Origin of the sequence: Streptomyces sp. NPDC058646 (assembly GCF_042716875.1) — a bacterium.
GTDB lineage: Bacteria > Actinomycetota > Actinomycetes > Streptomycetales > Streptomycetaceae > Streptomyces.
Window position 1 is genome coordinate 12,625 of record NZ_JBHXRK010000017.1, and the last position, 26,809, is coordinate 39,433.

24 protein-coding genes and 1 riboswitch are annotated in these 26,809 nt (G+C 73.1%); of the genes, 12 read left to right on the forward strand and 12 right to left on the reverse strand.

What is annotated here, in order from left to right; translation table 11 throughout:
• Positions 1-36: 36 nt before the first annotated feature.
• The 6 genes from ACFWUZ_RS21145 to ribD form a co-directional block, all read right to left on the reverse strand.
• A complete protein-coding gene (locus tag ACFWUZ_RS21145) occupies positions 37-318 on the reverse strand; it encodes a phosphoribosyl-ATP diphosphatase (protein ID WP_384374871.1) in 282 nt (93 codons plus the stop codon).
• A gap of 35 nt (positions 319-353) precedes the next feature.
• The gene (gene ribH, locus ACFWUZ_RS21150; RefSeq protein ID WP_384374874.1) at positions 354-839 is read right to left on the reverse strand and encodes a 6,7-dimethyl-8-ribityllumazine synthase; all 486 of its coding nucleotides are present in this window, start codon (positions 837-839) and stop codon (positions 354-356) included.
• Between the two features lie 87 nt (positions 840-926).
• Positions 927-2,237, reverse strand: a complete 1,311-nt coding sequence (locus tag ACFWUZ_RS21155) for a bifunctional 3,4-dihydroxy-2-butanone-4-phosphate synthase/GTP cyclohydrolase II (RefSeq protein WP_384374877.1) — start codon at positions 2,235-2,237, stop codon at positions 927-929.
• Entirely contained in the window at positions 2,234-2,887 is a 654-nt protein-coding gene (locus ACFWUZ_RS21160) for a nicotinamide riboside transporter PnuC (RefSeq protein WP_384374880.1), read from the reverse strand. Before ACFWUZ_RS21160 ends, ACFWUZ_RS21155 begins: the two co-directional genes overlap by 4 nt.
• Positions 2,884-3,507: a riboflavin synthase gene (locus ACFWUZ_RS21165; RefSeq protein ID WP_384374883.1), complete on the reverse strand. Its 624-nt coding sequence runs from the start codon at positions 3,505-3,507 to the stop codon at positions 2,884-2,886. Before ACFWUZ_RS21165 ends, ACFWUZ_RS21160 begins: the two co-directional genes overlap by 4 nt.
• Entirely contained in the window at positions 3,508-4,647 is a 1,140-nt protein-coding gene (gene ribD / locus ACFWUZ_RS21170) for a bifunctional diaminohydroxyphosphoribosylaminopyrimidine deaminase/5-amino-6-(5-phosphoribosylamino)uracil reductase RibD (protein ID WP_384374886.1), read from the reverse strand. It lies immediately after the preceding gene.
• Positions 4,648-4,802: 155 nt separating this feature from the next.
• Positions 4,803-4,933, reverse strand: a riboswitch (FMN riboswitch).
• 374 nt (positions 4,934-5,307) lie between these two features.
• On the opposite strand from ribD, the gene ACFWUZ_RS21175 reads away from it, so the two are divergent.
• Positions 5,308-7,665: a chitinase C-terminal domain-containing protein gene (locus ACFWUZ_RS21175; protein WP_384374889.1), complete on the forward strand. Its 2,358-nt coding sequence runs from the start codon at positions 5,308-5,310 to the stop codon at positions 7,663-7,665.
• 186 nt (positions 7,666-7,851) lie between these two features.
• On the forward strand, positions 7,852-8,595 hold the full coding sequence (locus ACFWUZ_RS21180) for an SDR family oxidoreductase (protein WP_384374892.1): 744 nt from the start codon (positions 7,852-7,854) through the stop codon (positions 8,593-8,595).
• Positions 8,596-8,699: 104 nt separating this feature from the next.
• Here ACFWUZ_RS21180 and ACFWUZ_RS21185 read toward each other — a convergent pair whose 3' ends face one another.
• On the reverse strand, positions 8,700-9,866 hold the full coding sequence (locus tag ACFWUZ_RS21185) for an ROK family transcriptional regulator (RefSeq protein WP_384374895.1): 1,167 nt from the start codon (positions 9,864-9,866) through the stop codon (positions 8,700-8,702).
• Positions 9,867-9,922: 56 nt separating this feature from the next.
• On the opposite strand from ACFWUZ_RS21185, the gene ACFWUZ_RS21190 reads away from it, so the two are divergent.
• The 3 genes from ACFWUZ_RS21190 (at position 9,923) to ACFWUZ_RS21200 (ending at position 13,396) form a co-directional block, all read left to right on the forward strand.
• Positions 9,923-11,149: an MFS transporter gene (locus ACFWUZ_RS21190; RefSeq protein WP_384374898.1), complete on the forward strand. Its 1,227-nt coding sequence runs from the start codon at positions 9,923-9,925 to the stop codon at positions 11,147-11,149.
• A gap of 74 nt (positions 11,150-11,223) precedes the next feature.
• On the forward strand, positions 11,224-12,618 hold the full coding sequence (locus ACFWUZ_RS21195) for a uracil-xanthine permease family protein (protein ID WP_384374900.1): 1,395 nt from the start codon (positions 11,224-11,226) through the stop codon (positions 12,616-12,618).
• Between the two features lie 76 nt (positions 12,619-12,694).
• The gene (locus ACFWUZ_RS21200; RefSeq protein WP_384374903.1) at positions 12,695-13,396 is read left to right on the forward strand and encodes a DUF5995 family protein; all 702 of its coding nucleotides are present in this window, start codon (positions 12,695-12,697) and stop codon (positions 13,394-13,396) included.
• A gap of 242 nt (positions 13,397-13,638) precedes the next feature.
• Here the strand turns inward: ACFWUZ_RS21200 and ACFWUZ_RS21205 are convergent, their stop codons facing one another.
• The 3 genes from ACFWUZ_RS21205 to ACFWUZ_RS21215 all read right to left on the reverse strand — a co-directional run bounded on the left by ACFWUZ_RS21205 (position 13,639) and on the right by ACFWUZ_RS21215 (position 16,738).
• On the reverse strand, positions 13,639-15,336 hold the full coding sequence (locus tag ACFWUZ_RS21205; protein ID WP_384374907.1) for a flavin monoamine oxidase family protein: 1,698 nt from the start codon (positions 15,334-15,336) through the stop codon (positions 13,639-13,641).
• A 39-nt stretch (positions 15,337-15,375) separates the two neighbouring features.
• Entirely contained in the window at positions 15,376-16,176 is an 801-nt protein-coding gene (locus tag ACFWUZ_RS21210; RefSeq protein ID WP_384374910.1) for a carbon-nitrogen hydrolase family protein, read from the reverse strand.
• Between the two features lie 178 nt (positions 16,177-16,354).
• A complete protein-coding gene (locus ACFWUZ_RS21215; protein ID WP_384374913.1) occupies positions 16,355-16,738 on the reverse strand; it encodes a hypothetical protein in 384 nt (127 codons plus the stop codon).
• Positions 16,739-17,386: 648 nt separating this feature from the next.
• Between ACFWUZ_RS21215 and ACFWUZ_RS21220 the strand changes: the two genes are divergently transcribed.
• A complete protein-coding gene (locus ACFWUZ_RS21220; RefSeq protein WP_384374916.1) occupies positions 17,387-17,686 on the forward strand; it encodes a WhiB family transcriptional regulator in 300 nt (99 codons plus the stop codon).
• Positions 17,687-17,888: 202 nt separating this feature from the next.
• On the opposite strand, the gene ACFWUZ_RS21225 is transcribed toward ACFWUZ_RS21220, so the two are convergent.
• The gene (locus ACFWUZ_RS21225; RefSeq protein ID WP_030027017.1) at positions 17,889-18,344 is read right to left on the reverse strand and encodes an Lrp/AsnC family transcriptional regulator; all 456 of its coding nucleotides are present in this window, start codon (positions 18,342-18,344) and stop codon (positions 17,889-17,891) included.
• Between the two features lie 10 nt (positions 18,345-18,354).
• Positions 18,355-19,809: an amino acid permease gene (locus ACFWUZ_RS21230; RefSeq protein WP_384374919.1), complete on the reverse strand. Its 1,455-nt coding sequence runs from the start codon at positions 19,807-19,809 to the stop codon at positions 18,355-18,357.
• A 375-nt stretch (positions 19,810-20,184) separates the two neighbouring features.
• On the opposite strand from ACFWUZ_RS21230, the gene ACFWUZ_RS21235 reads away from it, so the two are divergent.
• The 6 genes from ACFWUZ_RS21235 to ACFWUZ_RS21260 all read left to right on the forward strand — a co-directional run bounded on the left by ACFWUZ_RS21235 (position 20,185) and on the right by ACFWUZ_RS21260 (position 26,807).
• Positions 20,185-21,198, forward strand: a complete 1,014-nt coding sequence (locus ACFWUZ_RS21235) for a GDSL-type esterase/lipase family protein (RefSeq protein ID WP_384374922.1) — start codon at positions 20,185-20,187, stop codon at positions 21,196-21,198.
• A 117-nt stretch (positions 21,199-21,315) separates the two neighbouring features.
• Complete coding sequence (locus tag ACFWUZ_RS21240; protein WP_384375286.1) at positions 21,316-22,251, forward strand: SCO0930 family lipoprotein; 936 nt, start codon at positions 21,316-21,318, stop codon at positions 22,249-22,251.
• Between the two features lie 168 nt (positions 22,252-22,419).
• Positions 22,420-23,262: a LytR/AlgR family response regulator transcription factor gene (locus ACFWUZ_RS21245; RefSeq protein WP_384374925.1), complete on the forward strand. Its 843-nt coding sequence runs from the start codon at positions 22,420-22,422 to the stop codon at positions 23,260-23,262.
• 186 nt (positions 23,263-23,448) lie between these two features.
• Positions 23,449-23,724 (forward strand): hypothetical protein, encoded by a 276-nt coding sequence (locus ACFWUZ_RS21250; RefSeq protein ID WP_384374928.1) that lies wholly within the window; start codon positions 23,449-23,451, stop codon positions 23,722-23,724.
• A gap of 117 nt (positions 23,725-23,841) precedes the next feature.
• Positions 23,842-25,575, forward strand: coding sequence for a cation acetate symporter (locus ACFWUZ_RS21255; RefSeq protein ID WP_384374931.1), 1,734 nt, complete (start codon positions 23,842-23,844; stop codon positions 25,573-25,575).
• Complete coding sequence (locus ACFWUZ_RS21260) at positions 25,572-26,807, forward strand: histidine kinase (RefSeq protein WP_384374934.1); 1,236 nt, start codon at positions 25,572-25,574, stop codon at positions 26,805-26,807. Before ACFWUZ_RS21255 ends, ACFWUZ_RS21260 begins: the two co-directional genes overlap by 4 nt.
• The last annotated feature ends 2 nt before the right edge of the window (positions 26,808-26,809 follow it).

The window sequence follows — 26,809 nt, forward strand, 5'->3', positions numbered from 1 at the left end:
CCGGAGGGCCGGCCCGGCCGCGGGGGGGGCTCCGGCCTAGAGGTGCGCGTAGACGTCGTCGAGGGAGATCCCGCGCGCCACCATCATCACCTGGACGTGGTAGAGCAGCTGGGAGATCTCCTCGGCGGCGGCTTCCTTGCCCTCGTACTCGGCGGCCATCCAGACCTCGGCGGCCTCCTCGACGACCTTCTTGCCGATGGCATGGACGCCCTTGCCCACGAGTTCGGCGGTGCGGGAGGTGCTGGGGTCGCCGGTGGCGGCCTTGAGCTGGAGCTCGGTGAAGAGCTCTTCGAAGGTCTTCGAGGGTTGGTTCGCCATGATGGTCCTCAGAATACGGGGTTCCCGTGCGCCACTCAGCGCCAGGGTTCGCTGACGGTCCGCAGGGTCATGGCGGTGGAGACGGCGGCGGTGACCGCTTCGTGCCCCTTGTCCTCGTTCGACCCCTCGAGTCCGGCGCGGTCCAGCGCCTGCTCGTCGTTGTCGCAGGTCAGGACGCCGAAGCCGACGGGGACTCCGGTGTCGATCGACACCTGTACCAGGCCCTGGGTGACGCCCTGGCAGACGTAGTCGAAGTGCGGGGTGCCGCCGCGGATGACCACGCCGAGGGCGACGACGGCATCGTATCCGCGACCGGCGAGTACCTTCGCCACGACGGGGAGCTCGAAGCTTCCGGGGACCCGCAGCAGGGTGGGCTCGTCGATGCCCAGCTCGTGCAGGGCCCGCAGGGCGCCGTCGACCAGTCCGTCCATGACCTTCTCGTGCCACTGGGCCGCGACCACGGCGACTCGCAGGTCTCCGCAGTTCTTCACGCTCAGTTCGGGTGCGCCCTTGCCGCTCACAGCTCTGCTCCTCGGTTCCTCGGTGGTGGTGCGGTCACTGCTTCGGTGACCGGTGCTCGCTCGCTGGTACTGGTTACTGGTTACTGGTTACTGGTTGCCGCAGGCGGAGGTGGTCACGGCCCCCTCCAGCCAGGGCAGGTCGTGTCCCATCCGGTCCCGCTTGGTGCGCAGGTACCGCAGGTTGTGCTCGCCCGCCTCGATGGGCATGGCCTCGCGGCCGCTGACCGTGATGCCGTGCCGGACGAGGGCGTCGGACTTGTCGGGGTTGTTGGTCAGCAGCCGGACGCTGTGCACGCCGAGGTCGGCGAGGATCTGCGCGCCGGCGCCGTAGTCCCGGGCGTCGGCGGGCAGGCCCAGTTCGAGGTTGGCGTCGAGGGTGTCGCGGCCGCGCTCCTGGAGCTCGTACGCGCGCAGCTTGGACAGCAGTCCGATGCCGCGGCCCTCGTGGCCGCGCAGGTAGACGACGACGCCGCGGCCCTCGGCCTGGATGCGTTCCATGGAGGCGTGCAGCTGGGGGCCGCAGTCGCAGCGCTGGGACTGGAAGATGTCGCCGGTCAGGCACTCGGAGTGCATCCGGACCAGGAGGCCCTCCGTCCCGCCGCCGTCGCCGATCTCGCCGTGGACGAGGGCGACGTGCTCGACCCCGTCGACGGTGGAGCGGTAGCCGTACGCCGTGAAGTCGCCGAAGGCGGTCGGCAGGTTGACCTCGGCCTCGCGGCGGACGGTGGGCTCGGCGGAGCGGCGGTAGGCGATCAGGTCCTCGATGGAGATGATCGTCAGGCCGTGCTTGCGGGCGAAGGGGATCAGCTCGGGCAGGCGCAGCATGACGCCGTCCTCGCCGGCGATCTCCACGATGGCGCCGGCCGGGCGCAGGCCCGCGAGGCGGGCGAGGTCGACGGCGGCCTCGGTGTGGCCGTTGCGGACCAGGACGCCGCCGGGCTTGGCGCGCAGCGGGAAGACGTGGCCGGGGCGGACGAAGTCGCCGGGCTCGGAGGTCCCGTTCGCCAGGAGGCGCAGGGTGGTGGCGCGGTCGGCGGCCGAGATGCCGGTCGTGACCCCGTGGGCGGCGCTCGCGTCGACGGAGACGGTGAAGGCGGTCTGCATGGACTCGGTGTTGTGCTGGACCATCTGGGGGAGTTCGAGCCGGTCCAGTTCCGGACCCTCCATGGGGGCGCAGATCAGGCCCCGACACTCGCTCATCATGAAGGCGATGATCTCGGGGGTGGCCTTCTCTGCGGCGATGACGAGGTCGCCCTCGTTCTCGCGGTCCTCGTCGTCGACGACGACGATCGGCCGTCCGGCGGCGATGTCGCGGATGGCCTGCTCGACGGGGTCGAGGCGGAAGGTCTCTTCGGGGACGTCGAGGACGTCGGGCACGGGCTTGAGGGTGGGGGTCATGCCGTTGCTCCTTCCAGGGCCGGGGCGGGGGTGGTGCGCGAGCGCTGGTACCAGTCGTAGGCGCCCCACAGGACGAGGGCGAAGTAGACGACGTAGACGAGGCCGGAGAAGGCCAGTCCGCCGCTGAAGGCGAGGGGGACGCCGACCAGGTCGACGAGGAGCCAGGCGAACCAGAACTCGACGAGGCGCCGGGCCTGGGCGATCATCGCGACGACGGTGCCGACGAAGATGTAGGCGTCGGCCCACGGGCTCCAGGACAGGTGCGGGAAGAGGGTGAACAGCCCGCCGACGGCGAGTGTGCCCAGGGCCGCACCGGCGAGGAGCAGGCCGCGCTCCTTCCAGGTGGCGGTGCGCACGGCGATGGAGCCGTCCTGGGCCTGCTGCCGGCCGAGCTGCCAGGCGCGCCAGCCCCACGCGGCCACGCCGATGACCAGGAGCTGCTTGCCGACGCCGCCGGAGAGGTGGGCGGAGGCGTAGGCGGCGATGAGGATCAGGCCGGAGAGGAGCTGGGCGGGCCAGGTCCACAGGGAGCGGCGCCAGCCGAGGGCGAGGGCGGCCAGGCCCATCAGGTTGCCGATCATGTCGGACCAGATGACCTTCTGGCCGAAGACGGTGAAGGCCTCCGCGTTGAGCCAGGTCAGGGCGGTCACCGGTCGGCTCCTTCGGCGTGCAGCGGGTCGACCCCGGCGGCCAGCAGGCGTTCGACGTACTTCGCGAGGACGTCGACCTCGAGGTTGACGGGGTCGCCGGGCTGCTTGATGCCCAGGGTGGTCAGCGCGAGGGTGGTGGGGATCAGGCTGATGCTGAACCAGTCGGCGGCGGCCTCGACCACGGTGAGGCTGACGCCGTCCACGGTGATGGAGCCCTTCTCGACGACGTACCGGGCGAGGCTGTGCGGCAGCGCGATCCGGACGATCTCCCAGTGCTCGGAGGGGGTCCGGGAGAGGATCTCGCCGGTGCCGTCCACGTGCCCCTGGACCAGGTGTCCGCCGAGCCGTCCGCCGAGGGCCATGGGCCGCTCCAGGTTGACCCGGGAGCCCTGGGTGAGGGCGCCGAGGCTGGAGCGGTTCAGGGTCTCCTGCATGACGTCGGCGGTGAACTCGCCGTCGGCGGTGTCGACGACGGTGAGGCAGACGCCGTTGACGGCGATGGAGTCGCCGTGCTTGGCGCCCTCGGTGACGAGGGGGCCGCGCAGGCGGAAGCGGGAGGCGTCCGCGAGCTGCTCGACGGCGGCGACCTCGCCCAGTTCTTCGACGATTCCGGTGAACACTCAGTGCTCCTTGGTGGGGGTGGCGGCGGTGACGGGGACTGCGGTGATGCGGAGATCGGGGCCGATGCGGACCACCTCGGTGATGTCGAGGCGCTGCGCACCGGAGATGCTGCTGATTCCGGCGTCGGCGAGGGCGGCCGGGCCCGCGCCGAGGAGGGCGGGGGCGAGGTAGCCGATGACGCGGTCGACGGCTCCGGCTTCGAGGAAGGCACCGGCCAGGGCGGGTCCGCCTTCCAGGAGGACGGAGCGGATGCCGCGGTCGTGCAGCCGGGCGAGCAGGTCGTGGACGCCGATGCGTCCGTCGTGCAGGGGCAGGCGCAGGGTGTCGACGCCGGGCAGGTGGCGGGTGTCGGCGTCCTCGCCGACGACGATCAGGGTGGGCGCCGCCCCGTCGAGGATGCGGGCGGTGGCCTGGACCGTGGCGCGGGCGTCGAGGGCGATGCGCAGCGGCTGCCCCGCCCCGTCGATGCCGCGGACGGCGAGGTGCGGGTCGTCGGCGCGCAGGGTGCCGGAGCCCACCAGGACGGCGTCGCATTCGGCGCGCAGCCGGTGGACGTCGGCGCGGGACCCGGCGGAGCTGATCCAGCGGCTGCTGCCGTCCGCGGCGGCGCTGCGGCCGTCGAGGGTGGCGGCGTACTTCCAGGTGACGTGGGGGCGGCCCAGGCGTACGGAGGTCAGCCAGGCGGCGTTGCCCTGCTCGGCCTCGTCGGCGAGGAGTCCGGCCTCGGTCTCGATGCCGGCGGCGCGCAGGGTGGCGGCTCCGCCGCCGGCCTGCGGGCTCGGGTCGGACACCGCGTACACCACGCGGCCGACGCCGGCCCGGATCAGGGCCTGGGCGCAGGGGCCCGTACGGCCGGTGTGGTTGCAGGGTTCGAGGGTGACGTAGGCGGTGGCGCCGCGGGCGGCGTCTCCTGCCGCGCGCAGGGCGTGGACCTCGGCGTGGGGGCCGCCGGCCCGCTGGTGCCAGCCTTCACCGACGACGGTGCCCGCGGCGTCGAGGAGGACGCAGCCGACGACCGGGTTGGGCGTGGTGGAGCCGAGGCCACGGGCCGCGAGCTCGACGGCTCGGCGCATGGCGCGGATGCCCGCGTCGGGTGCTGCGTTCGTGGTGTGCGTCGCCACCGGGTCCTCCTGCCTCATCGGGCACGGACTCCGGGGCCTGTCGGGACACGACAGATGAAGCAGGCCGGCGCACACGGGGACGCCGATGCCGGAAAGAACGGTCCGGTCCGGCACGTATCCCGCAGGGAATACGCCGACGAACCGCCGACGGCGGCGTACCGGTCACTGGCCTGCCGCGCACTGCCTCCCATCCGGACTTTAACCGTCGGTCCAGGAATCTCACCTGGTCAACCGGCCGCTGGCTGCGGACGGGTCGCGGACTATAACCGCCGGTTCGGAATTACACCGACCCCGGAGTGCGCTGCTTACTGGTACTGGAGCCAGTCTGCCACGGGTGATCCGCGGCCGTCCGAGTGATGTCATGTGGCCTGGCTCACAGGGGGGCGGATCACAGGCGGACCCGGCCGGCCTGCCCAGCGGGAGAGCTTCCGGGAGTCGCGGCGGGCGGGGTGGGCGGCGGCCAGGCGCCGCACGGGTCGTGACCCGTTGACTCGCACTTTGGTCCAGACCTATTGACGGGTTGGTCTAGTCCTCTTAACGTTCCCTTCATCTTGCCGGGAACGGCTCGTCAGATGTGCGCACGTCACGGGCCAACACGAGTCAGTCACCTTGCTGTTGCCCTGCTCCTCTCCGTTGTGCTCCGCCATGTCCTGCCACCTCCCCTCCCCAGGAGGCACCATGCTGTCCCCCACACGTACGAGAGCGATGCTCCTGGCATCCGGCGCCGCAATCGCCGGTCTGCTGGTGGGCGGGCTCTCCGCGGGCGTCTCGCACGCCGCCGACAACGAATCCTGTCGCCCGGACGGTCTGTACAAGACGGCCGGCGTCGACGTCCCGTACTGCTCGGTGTACGACACCGAAGGCCGCGAGAAGATGGGCGCCGACCACCAGCGCCGTGTGATCGGCTATTTCACGGGCTGGCGCACCGGCAAGGACGGCACCCCCGCCTACCTCGCCAACAACATCCCGTGGTCGAAGATCACCCACATCAACTACGCCTTCGCGCACGTCGGTTCCGACAACAAGATCTCGGTCGGCGCCGACGGCACGAACAACGCGGCCACCGGGATGACCTGGCCGGGCGTCGCGGGCGCCGAGATGGACCCGTCGCTCCCCTACAAGGGCCACTTCAACCAGCTGACGAAGTTCAAGAAGCAGCACCCCGACGTCAAGACGCTCATCTCGGTGGGCGGCTGGGCCGAGACCGGCGGCTACTTCGGCGACGACGGCAACCGCGTGAACTCCGGCGGCTTCTACTCGATGGCCACCAACGCCGACGGTTCGGTCAACCAGGCCGGCATCGACACCTTCGCGGACTCCTCGGTCGAGTTCATCCGGAAGTACGGGTTCAACGGAGTCGACATCGACTACGAGTACCCGACCACGATGAAGGACGCGGGCAACCCGCTCGACTGGCAGCTGGCCAACGCCCGCCGGGCCGGGCTGGTCAAGGGCTACGACGCCCTGATGAAGAGCCTGCGCGAGAAGCTGGACCGGGCCGGCGCCGCCGACGGCAAGCACTACCTGCTCACCGTCGCCGCCCCCTCCTCCGGTTACCTGCTGCGGGGCATGGAGACGTTCCAGATGCAGAAGTACCTGGACTACGTCAACATCATGTCCTACGACCTGCACGGCGCCTGGAACGAGTACGTCGGCCCGAACGCCTCGCTCTTCGACGACGGCAAGGACGCCGAGCTGGCCGCCGCCAACGTCTACGGCAGCTCCCAGTACGGCGGCATCGGCTACCTCAACACCGACTGGGCGTACCACTACTTCCGCGGGTCCATGCCGGCCGGCCGCATCAACATCGGCCTGCCCTACTACACCCGCGGCCACAAGAACGTGCAGGGCGGCACCGACGGCCTGTGGGGCAAGGCCGCCGCGACCACCTGCCCGGCCGGTGCGGGTCTCACCAAGTGCGGTGACGGCGCGGTCGGCATCGACAACCTGTGGCACGACAAGGACACCAACGGCGTCGAGTCGCCCGCCGGATCCAACCCCATGTGGCACGCCAAGAACCTGGAGAAGGGGATCGTCGGCGACTACGTCACCAAGTACGGCTTCCCGGCGAACACCACCCTGACCGGCACCTACGCACGCAAGTACGACTCCACCCTGGTGGCGCCGTGGCTGTGGAACGCACAGAAGAAGGTCTTCCTCTCCACCGAGGACGAGCAGTCGGTGGCGGCCAAGGCCGACTACGTGGTCGACCGCGGCATCGGCGGCACGATGGTCTGGGAGATGGCCGGCGACTACGGCTGGAACGCCGCCAAGGGCCAGTACGAGACCGGCGACACGCTCACCTCGCTGATGTACGACAAGTTCAAGGCCGCCGCCCCGTACGGCGCGAAGAAGTCCGACACCGCGCTGCCCGCGCAGGCCGTGGACATCAAGACGGAGTTCACCGAGTTCAAGCTCGGCGACTCCAACTACCCGATCACTCCGAAGATCAAGATCACCAACAACACGGGGTCCGCGCTGCCCGGCGGCACGGAGTTCCAGTTCGACTACGCCACCGCCGCCCCGGGCAACGCCTCGGACCAGTCCGGCTTCGGCACCAAGGTGATCAGGAGCGACCACACCGGGAGCAACGCCGGCGGCCTCAAGGGCAACTTCCACCGGGTCTCCCTGAAGCTCCCGGCCTGGCAGTCGCTCGCCCCCGGCGCCTCGGTCGACCTGGCGTTCAACTACTACCTGCCGGTGTCCACCCCCTCCAACTGGACGGTGAACATCTCCGGCACGGCGTACGCCCTCGCCGGGGACCTGGCGCGCGGCACCACCGTGGTGCAGCCGGGCGGCACCCAGCCGCCGACCACGCCGCCCACGACTCCCCCGACGACACCTCCCACCACGCCCCCGACGACCCCGCCGGGCGGGACGTGCACGAGCCCGGCGTACGTGGCGGGCACGGTCTACAACAGCGGCAACCTCGTCTCCCACAAGGGCCGCAACTGGAAGGCCCAGTGGTGGACGCAGCACGAGGAGCCCGGCACCACCGGTGACTGGGGTGTCTGGAAGGACCAGGGAGCCTGCTGACTCCCGCAGGTGACCTGACGTGAGGACCCGGTGGCCCGGCGGCCACCGGGTCCTCGCGTACGTCCCGCCGTATGATCCTTCCGCGGTTCGGCTGCCCGTGCGCGGGGCGCCCGGCGGCGCCGCAACCGCCCCGGGACCTCCCGGTCCGCAGCGGTGAACGCTTTCCCCCCAGGAAGGACCGACGTCATGAGCACCGTCCTCGTCACCGGAGGCACCGGCACCCTCGGCACTGCGGTCGTCACGCGGCTGCGGGCCGCCGGGCACGACGTCCGCGTCCTGAGCCGGCACTCCCCGGACTTCCCGGTCGACCTGCGCGACGGCAGCGGACTGGACGCGGCGACGGCGGGCGCGCAGGTGGTCGTGCACTGCGCGTCGTCCCCGCGCGGCGGGGACGACGCGGCCGTCCGTCACCTGATCGCAGCAGCCCGGCGGGCGGGGACGGTCACGAACCTCGTCTACATCTCGATCGTCGGGGTGGACGTCGTGCCGCTCGGCTACTACCGGACGAAGTTCGAGGTGGAACGGCTGCTGGAGGCCTCGGGCCTGGGCGTGACGATCCTGCGCACCACGCAGTTCCACGACCTGGTGGCGCGCCTGGTGGACACGGCGGCGAAGCTGCCGGTGGTCCTCCTGCCGTCCGGGGTGCGGGTGCAGCCGGTCTCCGTCGGGGACGTGGCGGACCGGCTGGCCGAGCTCGCCGTCCCCACCCCGGCGGGCCGGGTCCCGGACATGGGCGGCCCGGAGATCCGCACCCTGCAGGAGTGGGCCCGCATCCAGCTGGACGCGACGGGCCGCCGGCGGCGGCGGGTCGTCGGACTGCGGCTGGCCGGAAGGGCGTACGCGGGCTTCCGGCGGGGCGGAAACCTGACGCCGTCCCACGGAACGGGCCGGGGGACGTTCGCCCGGTTCCTGGCGGAGCGGGGGCGGTAGCCCGGGCGGAGTCCGCGGCCGCGGGGCGGGCCCGGGCCTCGGGACGGGCCCCGGCCGCGCGGCCGCCGGACAGCAGGTCCGGCGCCGCAGGGCGGGGCGCCGGATCAGCCGCCGAACAGCACCTCCTGGGCCGCCTCGCGCGCCGCCAGGCGGGCCCCCGCCAGGACGGCCGGGCCGCCGAGGGCCGTGGCGCGGACCTCCGTCGGGACCGGGGTCAGCGCCGTGAGGCGGCGGGCGACCCGGGCGGCCAGGGCCGGGCCGCCCGCACGGCCGAGTTCGCCCGCCAGGACCACGCAGCCCGGGTCCAGGACCGCCGCGACCGCGGCCGCGCCCAGCGCGAGGCGCTCGGCCAGGGCGTCGAGGAAGGGCTCGCCCGCCGCGCCGGCCACGGCCTCCTCCGCCGGGCCCCGGAATCCGTGCTCGGCGGCCAGCGCGGCCACCGCGTCCCGGCCCGCCAAGGCGTGGAACCCGCCCCCGCAGTCGGTGGCGGAGGGCAGGGCGCCGGTGCCCGGGACCGGGAGGAAGCCGATCTCGCCCGCACCGCCGGAGGCTCCCCGGCGCAGCCGGCCGTCCAGGACCACGGCCGCGCCCACCCCGGCGCCGAGCCACAGCAGGACGAAGGAGTCGAGGTCGCGGGCGGCGCCCAGGCGCTGCTCGGCTAGGGCGGCCAGGTTGGTCTCGTTCTCGACGACGACCACGGCGGTCAGGCTCCGCTGGAGGGCGGCGACCAGGTCCCGGTGCCAGCCGGGCAGGCCGGTGGTGTCCCGCAGTTCGCCGCTGCCCGGGGCGACCAGCCCGGGGGCTCCGATGACGACGGTGTGCAGCGCGCCCGCGCCGGCTTCGCCGGCGGTGCGCAGCAGGGCGGCCACGGCGTCCTCGGGTGCCCCGACGGGCAGGGCGGCCTCGGCCAGGGGATGGCCGAGCAGGTCGGTGATCACCGCGGTGACGCTGTCCGTGCGGACGTCCAGGGCGGCCAGGTGGGCCCGGCGGGCGACGATCCCGTACAGCCGGGCGTTGGGGCCCCGCCGTTGTTCGCCGGCCTCGCCGACGACCTCGATCAGCCCCGCTCCGGTCAGCCGCTCGACGAGGTCGGCGACCGAGGGCCGCGAGAGGCCGGTCAGCGTCTTGAGCTGGGTGGCCGTCAGGGGGCCGGACTCCTGGAGGTGGCGCAGGGCGAGGCGGTCGTTGATGGCCCGGGCCGTGCTCGGGGAGGCGGGGGACGGAACGGTGGCGGCGGTCGCGGGGGCCTTGGCAGGAGTCACGGCGCCCATCTTAGGGAGGTCGGAGCCATTAACCATCAGGCAGGGTTCCTGATAATTTACCGCTCATGACCGGGGAAACAGAACTCAGCCCGGCGCGCCTGCGCCATGCCCGCTTCGCGATCGCCGCCGTCTTCTGCGTCCACGGCGCCGTCACCGGCTCCTTCGCCACCCGGATCCCGTGGATCCAGGAGAACGCTCAGCTCGGTGCGGGCACCCTGGGGCTGGCCCTCGCCTTCCCCGCACTGGGCGCGGCGCTCGCGATGCCGCTGGCGGGGCGGATCAACCACCGCCTCGGCGCCCGCACGGCGCTGCGGGCGCTGCTGGCGCTGTGGACCCTCTCCCTCGTCCTCCCGAGCCTCGCCCCGAACCTCCCGGTCCTGTGCGGTGCGCTGCTCGTCTACGGAGCCACGGCCGGCATGTCGGACGTGGTGATGAACGCGCTGGGCGTGGAGACGGAGAACCGGCTCGGCCGCTCGGTCATGTCCTCGCTGCACGGCATGTGGAGCGTGGGAGCGCTGCTCGGCTCCGCCGCCGGGACGCTCGCCGCGCACACCGGGACGGACGCGCGGCTGCACCACCTGATCGCCGCTCTGGTCCTCACTGCGGCCGGACTGGCCGCCGTACAGGGGGTGCTGGATCTGAAGAGCGCCGAGGACGCACCGGCACCTCCGCATTTCACGCTGCCGCCGAAGTCGGCGCTGCTCATCGGTGCCATCGGGTTCGCGGCGGTGTTCGCGGAGGGTGCGAGCCTGGACTGGTCGGCGGTCTACCTCAGGGACGTCCTGCACACCGATGCCGGTCTGGCGGCCGCCTCCACCACGGCGTTCGCGCTCACCATGGCCGCCGCGCGGCTGGCCGGGGACCGGGTGGTCGACCGGTTCGGGGCGGTGCGCACGGTCCGGGTGGGCGGTGTCCTGGCCACCGCAGGCGGGCTGCTGGTGGTCGCGGTCCGGGAGCCCGCCGCGGCCCTGGCCGGTTTCGGCCTGATCGGGCTGGGCATCGCGGTGGTGGTGCCGCTGGCCTTCGCCGCCGCGGCGCGCAGCGGTCCGAACCCGGCGCAGGCGATCGCCGGTGTCGCGACGATCACCTACACCTCGGGGCTGATCGCCCCCTCGGCGATCGGCGCGGTGGCCGACGCGACCTCGCTGGTGGTCTCCTTCGGGCTGGTCACCCTGCTGGCCTTCGCCCTGGTGGTGGGGGCGGCGGTGCTGCGGCCGGGAGCCGCGGTGGGGCAGGCTACGGGGGAGGCCGGTCCGGCCAACCGGGACGAACCTGCTGGAACCCGGCCGTAATACATCGCCGGCCGCGGCGGCACCTCCTGCGCCGCGGCCTCGACGTGTGAGCAGCCGGAGAAACGGAGCGGAACATGGGCCTCGGCGTGCGCTGGACCCTGCACGGCGACGGGAGGACCCCCGCCCCCGGCGCGGTGGTCCGGCCGGAGGAGCGGCTGACGTGGCCGCGGACCGCGGGGCTCGGCGCCCAGCACGTGGTGGCCATGTTCGGTGCGAGTTTCGTGGCGCCGGTCCTCATGGGCCTGGACCCGAACCTCGCCATCATGATGTCCGGCGTCGCCACGGTGATCTTCCTCCTCGCGACGCGCGGCCGCATTCCCTCGTACCTGGGCTGCTCGCTCTCCTTCGTGGGCGTGGCGGCGGCGATCCGGGCCTCGGGCGGCGACAGCGCGGTGGTGACCGGCGCCGTCTTCGTGGTCGGAGCGGCCCTGTTCCTGTCCGGTCTGGCCGTCCAGCGGTTCGGCGCGCGGATCATCCACGCGGCGATGCCTCCGGTGGTGACGGGCGCGGTGGTCATGCTGATCGGCTTCAACCTGGCCCCGGTGACCGCTTCGACGTACTGGCCGCAGGACCAGTGGACGGCCCTGCTGACCATGCTCTTCACCGGGCTCGCCGTGGTCTGCCTGCGCGGGTTCTGGTCGCGGATCGCGATCTTCCTCGGTCTGCTCTTCGGGTACGGGATCTCCTGGATCTTCGACCTGGCCTTCGGGAAGATCCACTCGACGGCGGGCGGACCCGAGGCCGTCGACCACTGGCGCCTCGACCTGTCCGGGGTCGCCGAGGCCGACTGGATCGGCCTGCCCTCCTTCCACGCCCCGGTCTTCGAGTGGTGGGCGATCCTGATCGCGCTGCCGGTGGTGATCGCGCTGATCGCGGAGAACGCCGGGCACATCAAGGCCGTCGGAGAGATGACCGGCGACCCCCTCGACGACAAACTCGGCACGGCGATCGCCGCCGACGGGGCCGCGTCCATGCTGTCCACCGCGGTCGGCGGCCCGCCCAACACCACGTACTCCGAGAACATCGGCGTCATGGCCGCCACCCGCGTCTACTCGACCGCGGCCTACTGGGCGGCGGCCGGCTTCGCGCTGCTCTTCGGCCTGTGCCCCAAGTTCGGCGCGGTCGTCGCCGCGATCCCCGGCGGGGTCCTCGGCGGCATCACCGTGATCCTCTACGGCATGATCGGACTGCTCGGCGCGCAGATCTGGATCAACGGCCGGGTGGACCTGCGCAATCCGCTGAACCTGGTGCCGGCCGCGGCGGGCATCATCATCGGCGTCGGCGGGGTCGAGCTCCAGATCACCGACAGCTTCGAGCTCGGCGGCATCGCCCTGGGCACGATCGTGGTGATCACCGGCTACCACGCGCTGCGGTACTTCGCCCCCGCGCACCTGAAGGAACAGCAGCCCCTGCTCGACGCGGGCACCTCGGCCTACGACGGCGAGGAGCCGCAGGACAAGCAGCGTTGACGGGGTTTCGCCCGAACCGGGGAAGCGTACGGCCAAGTTCCCCGGATCCCCGGCGGGGCCTGCGACGCTGCCTCCCATGGAAGCGGTGCTGGCGCGGATGAGCGCCCTGGACGAGCGGCTGCCGCCGCAGGACGGCGTCGCCGTCTTCAACCGGGTGTACCTGACGGTGACCCGGAACCTGCACCGCCGGATCGAGAGCGGGGAGTTCCCCGCGCCACGGGCGGCGCAGACCCTCGGCGTGCGGTTCGCCCAGCGGTACCTGGCGGCGGTCGAGTCGGACCGCGCCCCGGCCTGCTGGCGCCCCCTGCTCCAGTACCGGCGTCACCCGGGGGTGCGTCCGCTCCAGCACGCCCTGGCCGGGATCAACGCGCACATCGGCCACGACCTGGCGCTCGCGGTGGTGTCGGCCTGCCGGGCCCTGGACTGCGAACCCCGCGCCCTCGAAGCGGACTTCGACCGGGTCGGGGACACCCTGGTCGCGCTGGAGGAGCAGATCCGGGAGGAGCTGATGCCGGGCCCGGACCTGCTGGAGATCGCCGACCCGCTGACCCATCTGCTCGGCTCGTGGAGCCTGGAACGGGCCCGCGGGGGCGCGTGGGCCTCCGCCCGGCTGCTGTGGACCCTGCGCCGCTCGCCCGAACTGGCCGGTGAGTTCCGCGAGTCCCTGGACGCGAGCGTGGGCCTGATCGGCCGATGCCTGCTCACCCCCCTCCCGGCCGCGGCGGTCCCCTGCCGGACGGGGCCGCCGGTCGGCGCCGGGGGGCCCGGCTTCCGCTGACGGCGGCACCCGTCGCGTGCCGTGTCGTGCCGGTCGGCCCCGGGCGGAGTCCGGACCCGGGAAGAAGCCGGCGCCCGCGCCGTACTCCGTCGCCGCGGTGGAATCCGGGTCCCGGGACCGGCGCTCCACGGGCCGGACAGCTCCTGCGCGCCGGCGTGCCGCCGGGCATGAGAACGGGCCGCCGCCGCGCTGTTCGCGCGGGGACGGCCCGTGGTCACGGGGATCCGGGGATCCGGGAGGGATCAGTCCTCCGGGAGTTCCACCGGGGCGATCTCGTCGTAGAGGTCGCCCGGGCCCGGGTTGGTGGCGTCGGTGGAGCCGCCGAGGTGGTGCATGACGCCCCAGACGGCGTTCAGGGCCGTCTGGACGGCGCCCTCGGCCCAGCCGGCCGTCCAGGAGATGTCGTCGCCCGCGAGGAAGATGCCGCGCTTGTCCTCGGGGAGCCGGTCCTGCATGAAGTGCGTGAACAGGCGGCGCTGGTAGCGGTAGTGGCCCGGGAGGTTGGCCTTGAACGCGCCCATGAAGTAGGGCTCGTTCTCCCAGGACACGGTCACCGGGTTGCCGATGATGTGCCGGCGGATGTCGACCTTGGGGTAGATCTCGCCGAGGGACTTCAGCATGACCTCCATCCGCTCGTTCGCGGACAGCGGCAGCCACTTCAGGCTGTCGTCGCACCAGGTGTACGAGAGGCAGATCACGGCGGGCTTGTCCGGCCCGTTGTCCAGCAGGTAGGTGCCGCGGGTCATCCGGTCGGTCAGCGTCATCGACATGACGTCGCGGCCGGTCTCTTCGTCCTTGTCGAGCCAGAACGGCCGGTCGACGGGGACGAAGAGCTTCGAGCTCTCCATGTAGTGGGTGCGCTCGATCGCCGTCCAGTGGTCGATCGGGAAGAGCGTGTCGTCGCACGCGATCTTGGACAGCAGCATCCAGGACTGGGCCGTGAAGATCGCGGCCCGGTAGGTGCGGATGTCGCCCGAGGAGTCGGTGACCGTGATGCGGTTGCCCGCGGTGCGGTGCAGGCGGGTCACCGCGGGGCGCGGGGTGCCGTCGTGGAGCGAGGACAGCGAGGTCCCCTGGGCCCAGTGGATGATCTTCTCGGGCTCGCGCTCCCACAGGCGCAGCGGCAGCTGCTGCGAACCGCCGACGATGCCGCGGTGGTGGTCGTCCGCCTCGGTGTAGACGACGCGCAGGATCTCCAGGATGGAGTTCGGGAAATCGGTGTCCCAGCCGCCGGTGCCGAAGCCGACCTGGCCGAAGATCTCGCGCTTGCGGAAGGACTGGAAGGCCTCGGACTTGCAGAGGAACCCGTAGAAGGTCTCGTCGTCGAGCTTCTCGACGAGCTTCGCCCAGATCTCGCGGATGCGCGGGACGTCCCGCTCGCGCATCGCGGTGTTCATGTCGGAGAAGTCGGCGCCCTCGTCCAGGCAGGCGTTCCAGGCGGCGGACACGTCGCGGTAGACCTGCGGCAGGTCGGCGATCGTCTCGGCGTAGTGCGTCTCGCCCTTCAGGTCCACGACCGTCGAGGGGGTGGCCTCGGCCAGCGGGTTCGGGAAGGGCTCCGTGACCAGGCCGACGAGGTCGATGTAGTGCTGGAGCGCCGTGGAGGACGGCGGGAAGCGCATGGCGCCCATCTCCGCGGTCAGCTCCTCGGTGCCCGCACCCTCGAAACCGACGGTGCGCAGCCGCCCACCGATCTGGTCGGCCTCGTAGACGACGGGCTTGAGGCCCATCTTCATCAGCTCGTAGGCGGAGATGATGCCGGACAGGCCGCCGCCGATGACGGCGACCTCGGTGCCGTGCTCGGTCGCCGGTATCTGACCCAGGCCCGCGGGGTGGGCGAGGAAGTCGTCGTACGCGTACGGGAAGTCCGGGCCGAACATGGTGATCGGCGGCTGTCCGTCGCTGTGCGGGACGGCGGTGGTGGGCACCGTGGACGTCATGGGGGTACGTCTCCTTGCGGCAGAGCTGGGGGAAGGGGGTCAGACGAGGGAGGCGTAGAGCCCGGGGCGGCGGTCGCGCAGATAGGGGTTGGTCGCGCGGGACGCCGCCAGCAGCTCGGGGTCGGCCTCGCCGAACACCAGCTCCTCGCCGCGTCCGGCCCGGGTCCTGGTGGTCCCGTCGGGGCTCGCCAGGCAGCTGAGTCCGACGAACTCGAACTCGCCTTCCGGGCCGGTGCGGTTGACGTACGCGATGTACATCTGGTTCTCGAAGGCCCGTACGGGGACGAGCTGTTCCGCGACGAACTGGAACGGGTGCATCTGCGCGGTCGGCACCAGGAGGAGGTCGGTGCCGGCGAGCGCGTGGGCCCGGACGTTCTCGGGGAACTCCACGTCGTAGCAGATCATGACGCCGACCCGGAGGCCGTTCAGGTCCGCCTGGACGACGGGGGCGTCGCCGGGGGTGAAGGCCTCCTGCTCGAAGCTGCCGAAGAGGTGGGTCTTGCGGTAGTTCGCGAGCGGGGTCCCGTCGGGGCCGATGAGCTGCGCCGCGTTGAAGACGGCGGTGCCGGCGCGCTCGGGGTAGCCGTACAGGACGGCCACCCCGTGGCGGCGGGCGATCTCGCCGATGGCCCGGGCGGACGTGCCGTCGGCCGGTTCGGCGAGTGCGGCGATGTCCTGGACGTCCAGCGCATAGCCGGTCAGGAACATCTCCGAGGTCACGAGCAGCCCGGCCCCGCCCTGTGCGGTGCGTGCCGCTGCCTCGTCGAGCACCTTGAGGTTCTCGGCGGTGTCGCCGAGCCGTCCGGAACTCTGGAGGAGGGCGGTGCGCAGCGGGGGCATGGGCGTACCTCAGTGGCAGGAGGGGTGGGGGTGTCCCAAAACGGTACGTTCGCGCGTTCGATCCGGACAAGCCGTGACCGTTGCGCGGCGCGCATCGAATCGTTGCGTGTTCCGCGGCGTGCGCGGCGATTCGTTGCGCACACCCCGTGGAGCCCCGTTCCCCTCCGTCCCGGCGGCCCTAGGCGGCGGCGCGGAAGGCCGGATGCGCGGCCAGGAGCCGCAGGTCCTCGAGTATGTCGGGGGTGTGATGGGTCACTATGCGGCCGCTCCAGGTGTCGCACAGGGCGGGGACGGTCAGCGCGCCGTCGAAGTGGTGACCGGCGGCCTCGTAGGCCCGGCGCAGCGCCGTGTGTCCGGGGGCCGCGGGGTCGGGCCCGAGGACGGTGGCGGCGACGGTGCCTTGGAGGCCCAGCAGGGCGCGGGCTGTGAGCGCGCGCAGGGAGCGCGGACAGTCCGCGGAGAGGTAGAGGTGGTAGCGGTGCGGGACGGGTGAGAAGCCGGTGCCGATGCGGCCGCGCAGGGCGGGGGCCGGTCCGGTGCGGGGCAGGGCGGTCGGGGACATGGCTCTCCAGGGGAGCGGGTACGAAGACGCGGGCGGGGCGTGCCGGGGCCGGCTGGGCGGCCTCGGGCACGGGGGCCGTACGGGATCGGCCGGCACGGGCCGGGGCCTGGTGCGGGCCTGGCGTACGGGGGCCCGTACGGGATCAGCCGCGCGGGACCGGGCCGGGCGGCGGGCCTGGCGTACGGGGGCCCGTACGGGATCGGTGGCCGGAGCCGGGTGGAGGGCCTGGGCCGGGGTCCGTACGGGGTCAGCCGCGCGGGCCGAAGGCGCTGCAGACGCGCTGGAGGTCGATGTGCAGGCGCCGGGTCAGCCACCAGCGGCGGAGGGTCCGTGCCCCCGCAACCGCCGTCCGGGCCGTGTCCACCGGTGCCGTCCTCCCGCTGGGGCCCGTCCCACGGGATGACCTTCCCGCGGCGGGCGCTGTCCGTCGTGTCCGTCCCCCGCAGTCTCGTGGCGGGTGTGCGGGGCCGTCAAGAAGGCGGCGGCGCCGCGCTCCGGCGCGCGGCGGTCGCGCACGCATGTCCCCCGGGACGGGCCGCAGTTCGGCCGCCGCGTCCGGCGCCGACCGCGCGGGCCGGGGTTTCAAGGCGCGGTGGGTGGTCAGACGCGGATTACCGACACGGACTGACCCCACGGGAGGGAACTGCCATGACCGACGTCTCACGCCTGCCCGGCGCCACACACCACTCCTGGCAGTGGCAGTCGCGGGCGGCCTGCCGGGATCTGGGGACCGGCCGGTTCTTCCATCCCGCCGGTGAGCGGGGCGAGGACCGCGAGGAGCGGGACGCGGCCGCGAAGCGGGTCTGCGCGGGATGCCCGGTACGGACGGCGTGCCTGGAGCACGCGCTGCAGACCCGCGAGCCGTTCGGGGTCTGGGGCGGTCTGACGGAGGAGGAGCGCCGCGCCCTGTCCGGCCCCGCGGAGGCCGCACTGGCGGGCCGCCACTGAGCCGGCCCGCGCCGTCCGCTGCCCGTCGGGGGACCCCCGAGGCACGGCCTTCGGGCGCGGGGGTCCGAAGGGGGCCGGGCGTAGGCCTCAGGCGCGAGTATCCGCAACGGACGCCAGGAGCGTGCCCAGGGCGCGGGCGGCCGCCACGGACCCGGGCGCGAGCGTCAGGTAGGGGCCCCGGAGGGGCTTCAGGCGGGGGTGCTCACGCCGGGGCGCCGGAGGTGAAGCGGCGCAGGAGGGGCGAGAGGACCAGCACCGACTTGGTGCGCTCCACGAAGGGCTCGCCCGCGATCCGCTCCAGTACGCGCTCGAAGTGGCGCATGTCGGAGGCGAAGATCTGTACGAGGGCGTCCGCGTCGCCGGTGACGGTCGACGCGGACACCACCTCGGGGTACCGCTCCAGCCCTCGCCGGATGTCGTCCGGCGAGGTGTTGTGGCGGCAGTAGATCTCGATGAAGCCCTCGGTCTCCCAGCCCATCGCGGCGGGGTCCACCCGGACGGTGAAGCCGGTGATGGCGCCTTCGGCGCGCAGCCGGTCCACTCGCCGCTTGACGGCGGGGGCGGAGAGACCGACCTCGGAGCCGATGTCCGCGTAGGAGCGGCGGGCGTCCTCGGCGAGGGCGTGCACGATGCGTTCGTCGAGATCGTTCAGTCGCACTGCGGGTGGATCACTTCTCTGCTGTGGCCAGTCGGGAGCGGCGGATGCCGTACTGGAAGTAGAACACGAGGCCCGCAACCATCCAGCCACCGAAGACGATCCACGTGGCGGTGTCCAGGCTGAACATCATGTAGCCGCAGGCGAGCAGGCCGAGGATCGGCGTGACCGGGAAGAGCGCCACCTTGAAGGTGCGCGGCATGTCCGGGCGCGTCCGGCGCAGGATGACGACGGCGACGTTGACCAGGCCGAAGGCGAAGAGGGTGCCGATGCTGGTGGCGTCGGCGAGCTTGCCGAGCGGGATGAAGGCCGCGAGCGTGCCGCAGAAGAGGGAGACGATCACCACGTTGGCGCGGGGCGCGCCGGTCTTCGCGTCGACCCGGCCGAAGACCTTGGGGACGAGGCCGTCGCGGGACATGGCGAAGAGGATGCGGGTCTGGCCGTAGAGGACGGCGAAGACGACGGAGGCGATGGCGACGACCGCACCCGCGGCGAGGACGACGCCCCAGAAGGTGTGGCCGGAGACGTCGGTCATGATCTGGGCGAGCGCGGCCTCGGTGCCCTCGAAGTCCTGCCAGGGCATGGCGCCGACGGCGACGAAGGCGACGAGGACGTACAGCACGGTGACGATCAGCAGCGAGAGCATGATCGCGCGGGGCAGGTCGCGCTTGGGGTCCTTGGCCTCTTCACCGGCGGTGGAGGCGGCGTCGAAGCCGATGTACGAGAAGAAGAGGGTGGCGGCGCCCGCGCTGATGCCGGCGACGCCGAGCGGGGCGAGCGGGGCGTAGTTGCCGCCCTTGATGCCCAGGAAGCCGATGCCGATGAAGAGCAGCAGGGTGACGATCTTCACCGCGACCATGATCGAGTTGATCCGGGCGCTCTCCTTGGCGCCGCGCATCAGGAAGACCATGGCGAGGAGCACGACGACCAGGGCCGGCAGGTTGATCAGGCCGCCGTCGCCCATGGGCGAGGACAGCTGTTCGGGGATGGTGACCCCTATGGTGCCGTCGAGGAGTTCGTTGAGGTACTCGCCCCAGCCGACGGCGACCGCCGCGACGGAGACGCCGTACTCCAGGACCAGGCACCAGCCGCAGATCCAGGCGATGAGCTCGCCCATGGTGGCGTAGGCGTACGAGTACGAGGACCCGGAGACCGGCACCGATCCGGCCAGCTCCGCGTAGGACAGGGCGGAGAAGAGGGCGGTCAGGCCCGCGATCACGAAGGAGATCGTCACGGCGGGGCCGGCCTTGGGGGCGGCGGTGCCGAGGACGACGAAGATGCCGGTGCCCAGGGTCGCGCCGATGCTGATCATCGTCAGCTGCCACATGGTGAGCGAGCGGCGCAGCATGCCGCCCTCCCCCTGACCGCCCTCGGCGACCATCTGCTCGACCGGCTTGCGGCGGAGCAGCGGGTTGACGGGCCTGGGGGGCTCGGTCGTGACGGATGGCGCGTGGCCGTGGTCGAGCACGAGGGGACTCCTTCTTCACTGCGGATGGGGACTGTCAGGCGTCGACCGCAGCGGTCCGGAGCAGGAGCAGGCGAGCAGAAGCCTGCCTGGGCATGGGGGACCGCCGAGCAGGCGATCCGCGCCACTCCACGTACAGCGAGTGAGCCTACGAGCTGAGTGATACCGCCCGTAATGCACCATCCTTGCACATTGCCGCACGATCGTTGCGCGGATCTGTCCCGGATGGTCCTTTGTTGCGCGCGGATGATCGATCAGTGCGCAGGGGCCTCCGACCCCCCTTATTGACACCCCGTCAGATCTACCGCAGCGTGCCGCCATGACGTGGAACGGACCCGCACGGGGTACGGGGGCCGTATCCGACGAGCGGAGGCGAAAGTGAGCGGACCGAGCCCTGACGGGCGGTGGCTGGACCCCGGGCCGTTCCTGCGCGGGGTCGCCTGGCTGGACGAGGGCCGCCCGGTCCGGGCCGACCCGGCGGACACCATGCGGCTGCCGTGGGACACCGGCGAGCGGGCCACGCTCCCCATCGGGGTGCGGCTGGAATTCACCACCGGGACCGCCTCGGCCGTGGAGGTCCGCTACCGCGGGACCGTCCCGGGACCCACCGACGCGCTGCGCGACCTGTCCCACGGCTTCGCCCTCTGGGACCGGCACGGGGTGGTCACCGAGGTGTTCACGGAACCGGCCGCGGAGGCCGTCGTGCGGATCGAGCTGCCGGGCGGCCCCGGCCCCTTCACCGTCCACCCCCCGGAGGCCCAGTCACCGCTGATCCTGGGCCTGCGCGGGATCGGCGGCGCCGTGACCCCGGCGCCGGCCGCCCCGCGGTGGGTGGTGCACGGCGATTCCATCACCGAGGGCTGGTGGTCCACCCGGCCCGCGCACGGCTGGCCCGCGGTCGCCGGCCGCGCCCTGGGCTGGGACACCGTGAACCTCGGCTACGCGGGCGCCGCGCGCGGCGAACTCGCCACGGCGGAACAGCTCGCGACCCTGCCGGCCGATGCCCTCACACTTGCCTTCGGCACCAACTGCTGGTCCCGGGTGCCCTTTTCGGCACCCCTGCTGTACGAGACCACGCGCACCTTCCTCGAACTCGTCCGGCAGGGGCATCCGCGGACCCCGCTCCTGCTGGTCTCCCCCCTCCTGCGGCCCGATGCCGAACGCACCCCGAACCGGCTCGGCGCCACCCTGGGCGCCCTGCGCGACGCCATGGAGCGCGCGGCCCGGGACCGGATCACCGCCGGGGACGACCGCCTCGCCGTGCTCCCGGGCCGGGACCTCCTCGGTCCCGAGCACCTGGAGGACGGTCTGCACCCCAACGACGCCGGACACCGGACGCTCGGCCTCGCTGTGGCCACGGCTCTGCGGCGGACCGGGTTCGGCACGGGGTGAGTGAAACAGCCCACACCGCCCCCCTTGAACAGATCCCTCCGACCAGGGCGTGTCCTGAGCACAGTTGCCGCCGCCGGGGCGACGGCACGAAGGACACCACACGTGGGAGAGATCAAGATGGGTATGAAGCGCGCAACCACCCTTGCCGCGGTCGCGATGGCCGTCGTCCTCGCGGCGACCGCCTGCGGGCCCTCGCAGGACAAGGCGGCCGACAACACCCAGCCGGCCGGGGCCGCTTCCTCCCAGGGCTCCCAGGCTCCCGCGGCGGACGCCGGACCGGGCGCCCAGCCCGCCGGGCAGCTGGCCGTGGCCGCCGACGAGAAGCTCGGGCCGGTCCTGACCGACAGCGCCGGGCTCACGCTGTACCGCTTCGACAACGACACCGCCGAGCCCCCGAAGTCGAACTGCGACGGGGACTGCGCGAAGACCTGGCCCGTGGTCGCCGCGGGCGACGCGACCGCCTCCGCGGGCATGGACCCGGCCCTGCTGGGCGAGGTCGTGCGCAGCGACGGCACCAAGCAGCTGACGGTGGCCGGCTGGCCCGCGTACCGCTTCGCCAAGGACACCAAGGCGGGCGACGTCAACGGCCAGGGCGTCGGCGGCGTCTGGTTCGCCTTCGCCCCCGACGGCAAGAAGGCCGCGAAGGCCGCTGCGGCACCGGCCGGCGGCGGTGCCGCCGGGACCGGCGCGACGGACGCGGCGCTGTCCGTCGCCAAGGACCCCGAGCTGGGCGAGCACATCGTCGACGGGAAGGGCATGACCGTCTACCGGTTCAAGCCGGACACGGCGTGGCCGATGGTCTCCAAGTGCGTCGGGGACTGCCTGGCCAAGTGGCCGGTCGTGCCGCCGGTCGACAAGGCGGACGCCAAGGGCATCACCGAGCGGAACTACCTGGTGCTGGACCGTCCCGACGGCGCGAAGCAGCAGACCGTGGACTGCTGGCCGGTGTACACCTTCACGGGCGACAAGAAGCCCGGCGACACCAACGGCCAGGGCGTCGGCGGGACCTGGTACGCCGTCGCCCCCGACGGCAAGCTCATCACCGTCCAGTAGCCACCGCCGTGCCCCCTCCCCCCACCGCCGGACCGCGCGGTCCCCGGCATCCCCCCCGGGGCCGCGCGCCGGTCCATGACCCCGGCCCCGGCCCTCCCGCCCGGGGCCGGTGCCTCCTGCGGCCCGGGGCCCGGCCGCACCCGTACGGCACGGCCTAGACTCGGCCGCATGCTGCGTGTGCTGGCCGTCGACGACGAGAAGCCGCTCCTGGAGGAGCTCCTCCACCTGCTGCGCTCCGACCCCCGGGTACACAGCGCGGAGGGCGCCTCGGACGCCACCGGGGCCCTGCGCCGGATCACCCGGGCACTGGAGACGGGCCCGGACGGGGCCGACGGCATCGACGTGGTCTTCCTCGACATCCACATGGCCGGGCTGACCGGCCTGGACATCGCGCGGCTGCTCACCGGGTTCGCCCGGCCGCCGCTGATCGTGTTCGTCACCGCCCACGAGGGCTTCGCGGTCCAGGCCTTCGACCTCAAGGCCGTGGACTACGTCCTCAAGCCCGTGCGCCCGGAGCGGCTGGCCGAGGCCGTGCGGCGCGCCTGCGCCCTCCTGGACCGCTCCGGCGAACGGCTGCCCGCCGCCCGCTCGGAGGCCGCCGCGCCCCTCTCCTCCGCCTCCTCCGTCTCCCCGGCGGCGGCGCACCGCCCCGCTTCCGAGGCCGCCGCCGACCGGACCCCGGAGCAGATAGCCGTGGAACTGGGCGGGGTCACCCGGTTCGTGGCGGTCGCCGACATCGCCTACGTCGAGGCCCAGGGGGACTACGCCCGGCTGCACACCGACGAGGGCAGCCACCTGGTCCGGATCCCGCTGTCCACGCTGGAGGAGCGCTGGGCGGCCCGCGGGTTCTTCCGCATCCACCGCCGCCACCTGGTGGCCCTGGGCCGGATCGACGAACTCCGGCTGGACGCGGGCACCACCACCGTCCGGGTCGGTTCCGCGGAACTCCAGGTGAGCCGCCGGCACGCGCGGCACCTGCGAGACCTGCTGATGCACCGGGCCACGGGCTGACACCCGCCGCGCCGCCCACGACCCGGGAGCACCGCCCGCGACCGTCCGGCGTGCGCGGACGCCGTTCGTCGCTCCGGAAGGGGCGTACGGCGATCCGCCGGGTCCGCCGGACGCACGGGCGGCCGGAACCGCCCGCCGCTCCCGCCGCCCCGCGTATCGTGGATCTTCCGGCGCGGGAGGAGCGTGATGTCCGAGATCCAGGCGCTGCTCGACACCCTGGCCGGGCTGCCCCGCACCCGGCCGGCCGGCCCCGCCGAGGCCGAACTGCTGGTGGCCGGACTGCGCAGCGCGGCCGCCCGCTGGGCCGACGTCCTGTACGAGGCCGGCGAGGGCGTCCGCAGGCAGGTCCCGCCCCGCGCCGAGGCGGCGCTGACCCTGGCCTTCCGGCGCGCCGAGGAGTCGTACGTGGAGCTGGAGATCGCCCTGCGCGACTGCACCGATCACCGCGACCCCGCTGCCTGACCGGCACGGCGCCCCCCAGCCCGGCGCCCGGCCGGTCTCCGGGCCGGATCGGCTCTGTCGCCCGGTCCGGGGCCTGCATAGAATCCGGTCACCCCGCCCCTGCCGAAGGACCGCCCGGTGAACCAGACGTACGCGCTGACCGCGGTCGCCGTCGTCGTCCTGGCCACGGTCCTCGTCGGCTCGCTGGGGCTGCGCATGTCCCGGACCACCTCCGACTTCTACGTCGCCTCGCGCACCGTCGGACCGCGGCTGAACGCGGCGGCCATCAGCGGGGAGTACCTCTCCGCGGCCTCCTTCCTGGGAGTCGCGGGCCTGGTGCTGCTCCAGGGGCCCGAGATGCTCTGGTACCCGGTCGGCTACACCGCCGGGTACCTGGTGCTCCTCGTGCTCGTGGCGGCCCCGCTGCGCCGCTCCGGCGCGTACACCCTGCCCGACTTCGCCGAGGGCCGGCTGGAGTCGCAGGCCGTGCGCAGGATCGCGGTGCTGTTCGTGGCCGGGGTCGGCTGGCTCTACCTGGTGCCGCAGCTCCAGGGCGCGGGCCTGACCCTGGAGATCCTCACGGGGGCCCCGCGCTGGGTGGGCGGAGTGGTCGTCGCCTCCGTGGTCAGCGCGGCCGTCGCCGCGGGCGGGATGCGCAGCATCACCTTCGTGCAGGCCTTCCAGTACTGGCTCAAGCTGGCCGCCCTGCTGGTCCCCGCCTTCTTCCTGGTCGCCGCCTGGGCCGGGGACGGCGCCCCCCGCGCCACTTTCGACGCCCCCGCCGTCTTCCGCGAGCACACGGCCGTCACCGTCGCCGACGACGTCCGGCTGTCGGTGGCTGCTCCGCTCGCGGTGACCGTCACCGGCCGCGTGGACGGGCGGGCGTACGAGGCCGCCCCGCTGGTGCTGCCCGCCGGGCAGCACTCCGTAGCGGCCCGTACGCGCCTGGAGTTCACCCCGGGCACGGCCGTCCCGCAGCCCCGTACGGAGCCGGGGACCGGCGGGGCGGCCGGCTGGTCCTCGCCGCTGTCCGGGGACGACCGGGAGCAGCGGCTGTACGCGACGTACGGGCTGATCCTCGCGACCTTCCTCGGCACCATGGGTCTGCCGCACGTCGCGGTCCGCTTCTACACCAGCCCCAACGGGCGGGCGGCGCGGCGCACCACACTGGTCGTCCTCGCGCTGGTCGGCGTCTTCTACCTGCTGCCTCCGGTGTACGGGGCGCTGGGCCGGATCTACGCCCCCGAGCTGGCCCTCACCGGCGACGCGGACGCGGCGGTGCTGGTACTGCCGGAGCGCGTGCTCGGCGGGCTGCTCGGCGACCTGCTGGGGGCACTGCTGGCGGGAGGCGCCTTCGCGGCGTTCCTGTCGACGGCTTCGGGGCTGACCATGGCGGTGGCGGGGGTGCTGCACCAGGACGTGCTGCGGGCCCGCGGGGTGCGCAGCTTCCGGCTCGCGGTGCTGATGGCGGTCCTCGTGCCGCTCGCCGGGAGCGTGGCGGCCCGCGAGGTGCCGGTGGCGGACGCGGTGGGGCTGGCCTTCGCGGTGTCGGCCTCGTCGTTCTGCCCGCTGCTGGTGCTGGGCATCTGGTGGCGCGGGCTCACCCCGCCCGGCGCGGTGGCCGGGCTCGTCACGGGCGGCGGGGCGGCGCTGGGCGCCGTACTGGCGACCCGGGCCGGGCTGCCGCCGGCGGGCTGGGCGCACACGCTGCTGGCGTGGCCCGCCGCGTGGTCGGTGCCGCTGGGGTTCCTGACGATGGTCCTCGTGTCGGTGGCCACCCGGTCGCGGATCCCGGCCGGGACGGCGGGCACGCTCGCCCGGCTGCACCTGCCGGAGGACGTGGCCGTGGACCGTGCGGGGGGTGCGCGGTGAGCGCGGCCCTGCTCGCGGTGGCGGCGGTGGCCGGCGCGGCGCTGCTGCTGGGCGCCGGCTGGGCCGCGGGCCGGTGGCACGCCCGGCACGGCGAACGGGCCGCCGGGCTGGACCTGGGGACCCCGGTGGAGCGGGCCACCTTCCACACCCTGCACACGGCTTCGCTGGCCGCTCCCCCGCTGCGCGCCGGACTGACCGAGGACGCCGCCCGCAAGGCGGCGAAGCGGCTGCGGTCGCTGCTGGGAACGGAGGCGCTGTGCCTGACGGACCGGGAGTCGGTGCTGGCCTGGGACGGCCCGGGGGACGACCACCACGAGCGGCGGGCGATGGCCCGGGTGGCGGTGATGCTGGAATCGGGGCGCAGCCAGAGCGAGCGGACGGGGTGCGAGCGGCCGGACTGCCCGCTGAAGTGGGCGGTGGTGGCACCGCTGACCGGTGAGGACGGGCTGCTGGGGGCACTGGTGGCCTACGGTTCCCGGGAGTCGGCGGTCCTGGTGCGGGCGGCGACCGAGGTCGCGCGCTGGGTCTCCGTACAGCTGGAGCTCTCCGAGCTGGACCGGTCGCGGACCCGGCTGATGGAGGCGGAGATCAAGGCGCTGCGGGCGCAGATATCCCCGCACTTCATCTTCAACTCCCTCGCGGCGATCGCCTCGTTCGTGCGGACGGACCCGGAGCGGGCCCGGGACCTGCTGCTGGAGTTCGCGGACTTCACCCGGTACTCCTTCCGCCGCCACGGCGACTTCACCACCCTCGCCGACGAGTTGCGTTCCATCGAGCAGTACCTGGCGCTGGCCGGTGCCCGGTTCGGGGACCGGCTGAAGGTGACCTTGCAGGTCGCCCCGGAGGTGCTGCCGGTGGCGCTGCCGTTCCTGTGCCTCCAGCCGCTGGTGGAGAACGCGGTCAAGCACGGCCTGGAGGACTCCACGCAGGTGTGCCGGATCAGCATCTCCGCGCAGGACGCGGGCGCGGAGGCGGTGATCACGGTGGAGGACAACGGCGTCGGGATGGATCCGGCCCTGCTGCGCCGGATCCTGGCCGGGGAGCGGGGTACGGCCTCCTCGGGCATCGGGCTGCCGAACGTCGACGAGCGGATCCGGCAGGTGTACGGGGACGAGTACGGGCCGGTGATCGAGACGGGTGTCGGCGCCGGGATGAAGGTCACGGTGCGCATTCCCAAGTTCCGTGCCGGAGTGCACAGCTCGCCCGCGGAACCGCCTGCGCGCCGGCCCTGAGG

Excerpts from the sequence above, each read along its gene's own strand:
- ACFWUZ_RS21145 (WP_384374871.1), bottom strand. The coding sequence starts at position 318 with ATGGCGAACCAACCCTCGAAGACCTTCGAAGAGCTCTTCACCGAGCTC.
- ACFWUZ_RS21155 (WP_384374877.1), bottom strand. The coding sequence starts at position 2,237 with ATGACCCCCACCCTCAAGCCCGTGCCCGACGTCCTCGACGTCCCCGAA.
- ribD (WP_384374886.1), bottom strand. The coding sequence starts at position 4,647 with ATGAGGCAGGAGGACCCGGTGGCGACGCACACCACGAACGCAGCACCC.
- ACFWUZ_RS21175 (WP_384374889.1), top strand. The coding sequence starts at position 5,308 with ATGCTGTCCCCCACACGTACGAGAGCGATGCTCCTGGCATCCGGCGCC.
- ACFWUZ_RS21180 (WP_384374892.1), top strand. The coding sequence starts at position 7,852 with ATGAGCACCGTCCTCGTCACCGGAGGCACCGGCACCCTCGGCACTGCG.
- ACFWUZ_RS21185 (WP_384374895.1), bottom strand. The coding sequence starts at position 9,866 with ATGGGCGCCGTGACTCCTGCCAAGGCCCCCGCGACCGCCGCCACCGTT.
- ACFWUZ_RS21190 (WP_384374898.1), top strand. The coding sequence starts at position 9,923 with ATGACCGGGGAAACAGAACTCAGCCCGGCGCGCCTGCGCCATGCCCGC.
- ACFWUZ_RS21195 (WP_384374900.1), top strand. The coding sequence starts at position 11,224 with ATGGGCCTCGGCGTGCGCTGGACCCTGCACGGCGACGGGAGGACCCCC.
- ACFWUZ_RS21200 (WP_384374903.1), top strand. The coding sequence starts at position 12,695 with ATGGAAGCGGTGCTGGCGCGGATGAGCGCCCTGGACGAGCGGCTGCCG.
- ACFWUZ_RS21205 (WP_384374907.1), bottom strand. The coding sequence starts at position 15,336 with ATGACGTCCACGGTGCCCACCACCGCCGTCCCGCACAGCGACGGACAG.
- ACFWUZ_RS21210 (WP_384374910.1), bottom strand. The coding sequence starts at position 16,176 with ATGCCCCCGCTGCGCACCGCCCTCCTCCAGAGTTCCGGACGGCTCGGC.
- ACFWUZ_RS21215 (WP_384374913.1), bottom strand. The coding sequence starts at position 16,738 with ATGTCCCCGACCGCCCTGCCCCGCACCGGACCGGCCCCCGCCCTGCGC.
- ACFWUZ_RS21220 (WP_384374916.1), top strand. The coding sequence starts at position 17,387 with ATGACCGACGTCTCACGCCTGCCCGGCGCCACACACCACTCCTGGCAG.
- ACFWUZ_RS21240 (WP_384375286.1), top strand. The coding sequence starts at position 21,316 with ATGGGTATGAAGCGCGCAACCACCCTTGCCGCGGTCGCGATGGCCGTC.
- ACFWUZ_RS21245 (WP_384374925.1), top strand. The coding sequence starts at position 22,420 with ATGCTGCGTGTGCTGGCCGTCGACGACGAGAAGCCGCTCCTGGAGGAG.
- ACFWUZ_RS21250 (WP_384374928.1), top strand. The coding sequence starts at position 23,449 with ATGTCCGAGATCCAGGCGCTGCTCGACACCCTGGCCGGGCTGCCCCGC.